Genomic DNA, 5058 nt, shown 5'->3' with positions numbered 1-5058 from the left:
AGGAGCGCCTCGTCGTCGTCCAGGAGGTCCACGCACGGCACGAGGGCGTCCGCTTCGAGGAACTCGCCCAGGCCGTCCGCCAGGCCGTGTCCGCCCGCCACGGCATCCACCTCGACACGCTGGTGCTCGTCCGCCAGGGCTCCATCCCCAAGACGTCCAGCGGGAAGATTCAACGCAACGCGTGTCGGCAGGACTTCCTCGCGGGCTCGCTGGAGCCACTCCACACGGCCCGGCTCGTGCCTCCCCGAGCCGAGCCCATCGACACGAGCCCCGCCGCCTTCCTGCGCCAGCAACTCGCCCGTCTCGTTGGCATCGCCCCCGAGGCATTGGACCCCACGCGCACCCTGGCCGAGCTCGGGTTGGACTCGATGGCCCAGCTCGAGCTGCAACAGCTCCTGGAGAGCCGGTATGGGCGCGGCCCGCGCAACGAGGAGCTGGGCTCGCGCGAGCCCCACGCCGAAGCGGCCTTCTCCATCGCCTGGGACGTGGCCCGCGACGCGCCCGCGCTCTGGCGCCACCTGCGCGACAGCGAGCCCTGGGTGGCCGAGGCCCTGGAGCGGATGCGGCGTGACATCCCCGTGCCGCCCACCAACGGTACCTTCGAGTCCGCGGGCTTCTTCCGTCCCCAGGGCCACTTCCGCGCCTTCTACCAGCGAGGTCCCGGGGAGAGCGTGCTGGCCATCAAGGGCGCCGAGGTGCGGTGCGAGGACCAGCTCGGGTTCCTCCAGCTCCTCCAGCAGCGGCTCTTCGAGCGCTTCGCGAAGCACTCGGTGACGAACACGCTGGAGTACTTCCTCATCCAGGAGCGCAAGGTGCCGGGCGCGCTCACCCTGCCCGAGGCCCTCACCGAGGCCCAGCGCGCCGCCGAGCTCCAGGTCCGCTTCCTGGAGGAGTACGGCGAGCCCGGCGGCGTGCCCCTGCCACTGCTGGTGGTGCGCTGGTCCGAGGATGTGCTGGCCCGCTTCCGCGCCCGGCTCCTGCCCCTCTTGTCCGGCTTCTCGCTGAACATCGCCCAGGGCGAGCTGCGCGACGGGCTCGCCTGCTACGTGTACTGGTTCCCCAAGGCGCCCTTCCCGCGCGTGAGCCACTTCGCCGGCTCGCTCGCCCAGGAGAGCCAGCGCACCGGCTCCGGCGGCTTCGCCAACACGCGCCTCGTCTACACCACCCTCAAGCACAACCTGGACCCCGAGGCCGTCGTCGACTCGTGGGTGCGGCTCGTCGCGAGGCTGCTGCTGCTCGGCTACTTCCCCAGCGACATCCAGCACTTCAAGAACGGGCAGTGCATCGAGCCGCAGAACGTGCTCCTCAACGGCACCTTCGCGGACATCGACTCCGTCACCCCCATGCGCCAGCTCGGGAGCGACCGCGAGTTCTACGCCAGCTTCCTCGCCATGCTGAACCTGCTGGCCAACACCGTGCGCGTCTTCCTCACCGCCGAGAGCAACGGCACCACCACCCTCCCCAGCCCCTTCCCCCACCAGTTCCAGCGCCCCGACTTCCTGGAGATGCTCTCCGTCCTCCACGTCTGGGAGCGCCTGAAGGTCCACCTGCGCGAGCAGCGCGGAGCGCTCCGCGGCACGTTGGATCCACGGCTGGAGGAGCTCGTCTCCTCGAACCTCTCCTTCCCCGTCCTCTTCGAGAAGGTGCTGTTCTCGCTCTACTACGCCGGGCCCACGTTGCCCGAGAGCGCCCTGCACCTCTTGAGCATCGCCGACGTCTACAACGAGGTCGGCTCCGAGGAGCGTCGGCCCTCGCGCAAGGTGGAGTACAGCCCGAAGCTCTCCGTGGACGCGGTGGCGCTCGCCACCCTGCCCCACTCCTTCCTGGAGCAGCTGCGCCTCACCCCGCGCGAGTTCATCCGCGACTGCCTCCGGGGAGACGCATCGCTCGTCACGGTGTACGAGACGTTCCTCGGTCGCATCGGGCTCGTCGTGCTCCCGCTGGAGGATGCCACCCTCTACGTGGACCGGCGGGCCACCGTGGAGGCCGTGGTGAAGGGGCTGGAGGAGGCCGCGCGCCTGGGCGCCGATACCGTGTCCCTCACCGGCCTCATCCCCTCGGCCACGGACTACGGGCGCGCCGTGACGGAGGCCCTCGCCGGACGCACCGGCCTGCCGAAGCTCACCACCGGCCACGCCACCACCGCCGCCTCCTTCGTGATGATGGTGGAGCAGGTGCTGAAGACCAGTGGGCGCAGGCTGGAGGACGAGCACCTGGTGCTTCTCGGCGTGGGCTCCATCGGCACGGCCATCCTGCGGCTGCTGCTGCGCACGTTGCCGCACCCGCGTGTCCTCCGCCTGTGCGACGTGCCCGCCAAACGCGCGCACCTGCTGCGCATGAAGCAGGAGCTGGAGGTGGAGCTCGGCTTCCGGGGAGCCGTGCACCTGGTGGACATCTCCGGGTCCGAGGCGCCTCCCGAGGTGTACGAGGCCTCCGTCCTCCTCAGTGCCACCAGCGCGACCCACCTGCTCGACGTGGAGCGGCTCCGGCCTGGGACGCTCGTGGTGGATGACTCGGCGCCGCACTGCTTCGACCCGCGCCGCGCCATCCGCCGCTTCCAGGAGCGCCGGGACGTCCTCTTCACCGAGGCCGGCGCCATCCGCAGCCACCGGCCCATCCGCGAGATTCGGGAGCTCTCCTTCGCCACCGGGTGGGACCACAAGGTGCGTGCCGCCCTCAAGCTGCTGCACCCCGCCGAGGACACCGTCATGGGGTGCGTCTTCTCCAGCATCCTCAGCTCGCGCTTCGAGGACGCTCCGTGCCTCGTGGGCACGCCCACGCCGAGGGATCTCGACCTGCATTACCGCAAGCTCCGGGAGCTGCGCTTCGAGGCCGCGCGGCTCTACCTCGAGGACCACGTCCTGGATGAGGATCTCGTGGGCATGTTCCGCTCACGGTTTGGACGTTAGACGCGCGCGAGCCCGCGCCTCGGCCAGCAGGCGCTCACGGGTCTCCTGCATCATCGACGTCTTCGTCATCACGGAGTCCGTGAAGCGGTAGAGGGCCGTGGCCACCTCCAGCAGCAGGGGGTGCAGCTGCTTTCCGAGCAGCACCGTGCCGACACCCGCGCCGCAACCGAGCAGGAACGAGGGAACATTGAGCTTCACGAGCACACCTCCGGACATTGCCTGGAGGTGGCGCCGCTCCCCTCTCCGCGCAAGGTGTCACGCCGCGCGCCCCCTGCCCCGGAGGACAGAGTTTCCCTCGGACGAGCCCTTGCACTCGGAGCGACCCGTACCTATGCCACCCACACCGCCAGTGGAGGGCAACACGCACGAGCCCTCCTCGCATTTCGGCTCTCAACGGATTCTCACAGCAGGAGAATTTCGTGCGGTCAAGCAGGGGAAACCTGTTCGGATTGCGATAACATCCGAGACGTGCCGCGTTGTGTGACATGCGGGCAGCGTTGGGAGGGGACCCACGCGCATTGTCCCCGAGGAGCCACCCCAGCCGATGCCCCCACGCACGGGCGCGGAAGGCCACCCCCATCCCTCGTCGTGCCCGGCTACCGTCTGCACGAGGAGGTGGCTCGCGGCGGCTTCGGCACCCTCTACTCCGCACGGCGCGAGAGCGATGGTCTGCACGTGGCCATCAAGCTGGCCCACGCCGAGGTGGCCCTCGCCCGCACCCAGCTCGCCCGCGAGGTCGAGGTGCTGCGGGTGATCGGCCCTCCCACCGTGCCCGCCGTGTACGAGACGGGCAGCCTGCCCGAGGGCTCGCCGTTCCTCGTCATGCAGTTCATCCCCCTGCCCACCCTGGCCGTCCGTCTGGCCGAGGTGTCCGGCCCCCTGTCCGAGATGGAGTTCACCTCGCGCGCCCTGGCCCTGCTGGAGGCCCTGGCCGTGGTGCACGCGCGCGGCTTCCTCCACGGTGACCTCAAGCCGGAGAACGTCTTCCTCAACGACGCCACGCGCTCGGCCGGCTTCTTCGACTTCGGTCTCGCGCGGCCCGTCACCGCGGCGGCCCCCTCCTCCGCCGAGGAGCCCACGCCTCCCATCGGCGACTCCTTCGCGGGCACCGCCGAGTACATGTCTCCGGAGCAGTGCTCGGGCGAGCCGGAGCTGGACGTGCGCTCGGACATCTACTCCCTGGGTGTCCTCTTCTACGAGATGCTCACCGGCCGGCCTCCCTTCTTCGGCACCCCGGCCGACGTCATCCAGGCCCACCTCGCGCGCCGGCCCACCCGTCCCTCGGAGCTCGCGCCCGTCCCCGCGCCGCTGGAGCAGGTGGTGCTGCGCTGTCTGGGCAAGGAGCGCATCCGCCGCTACGACACCGTGGCCTCCCTGCGGATCGCGCTCCAGGACGCGCTGGCCAACATCACCGAGCGCACCGTCGCCCCGGCCCAGCCCCTCTCCCGCCCCCAGGAGAAGAGTGCCCCGGCCGCGCCCGCACGCCGCTCGGTCGCGGTGCTCTTCTTCCGCTCGGGCGCCAACCCCGTCACCGTGCAGAAGGCGCTCGCCAGCTTCGGCGGGCAGATGGCCTTCCACGAGGGCACCCGCTTCGCCGGCGTCTTCGACCCCGACGTGGGGGAGAACCCCGTGCAGCGCGCGCGGCAGGCCGCCGAGGGACTCGCCGCGCAGAACCTCGCCCCCGCCGCCCTGGTGGACGTGACCACGGTGACGGTGCAGCGCCGCCCCGGTGGCCCCTCGCGCTACCTCGGCCCCATCTTCTCCCGGAAGGATCGCTACCCCACGGATGAGGACCCCACCACGTTGCTCCTCACCTCGGCCGCGGCGGAGTCCCTGCCGGAGCTGCCGTGCGAGCCGCTGACGGGCCGTGATGGCATCTTCCGGCGCGCGCCCACCTCCACGGGGCGAGAGGACGTCACCATCCTCCAGCACGGCAGCGGAGTGCTGGTGGGCCGCGGCAACGAGCTGGCGGAGCTGATGGAGAGCGCGGGCGTGGCGCTGGTGCGGAGCGCGCCCACGCTCGTCACCGTGCTGGGCGACCGGGGCCAGGGCAAGACGCACCTGAGCGCCGCCCTCGTGCAGCAACTCCAGGTGGCGCTGCCCCACGCGCGGGTGGCCGCCTGGCGTGCCCGCGAGCCGGTGCAGGGCG

At 71.0% G+C, this 5058-nt stretch carries 3 protein-coding genes; 2 read left to right on the top strand and 1 reads right to left on the bottom strand.

What is annotated here, in order from left to right:
• Positions 1-2909: phosphopantetheine-binding protein (locus tag VF794_RS36115; RefSeq protein ID WP_331117669.1), on the top strand; the 2909-nt coding region annotated here is incomplete at its 5' end.
• On the opposite strand, the gene VF794_RS36110 is transcribed toward VF794_RS36115, so the two are convergent.
• Complete coding sequence (locus VF794_RS36110; protein ID WP_331117668.1) at positions 2892-3107, bottom strand: hypothetical protein; 216 nt, start codon at positions 3105-3107, stop codon at positions 2892-2894. The genes VF794_RS36115 and VF794_RS36110 overlap by 18 nt on opposite strands.
• 390 nt (positions 3108-3497) lie before the next feature.
• Here VF794_RS36110 and VF794_RS36105 point away from each other — a divergent pair.
• The coding region (locus VF794_RS36105) for a serine/threonine-protein kinase (protein ID WP_331117667.1) at positions 3498-5058 on the top strand (1561 nt) is incomplete at its 3' end.

Source organism: Archangium sp., assembly GCF_036389735.1.
Classification (GTDB): Bacteria; Myxococcota; Myxococcia; order Myxococcales; family Myxococcaceae; genus Archangium.
The sequence above is the reverse complement of the archived record's forward strand: the minus strand, read 5'-3'. Positions and strand labels throughout refer to the sequence as shown.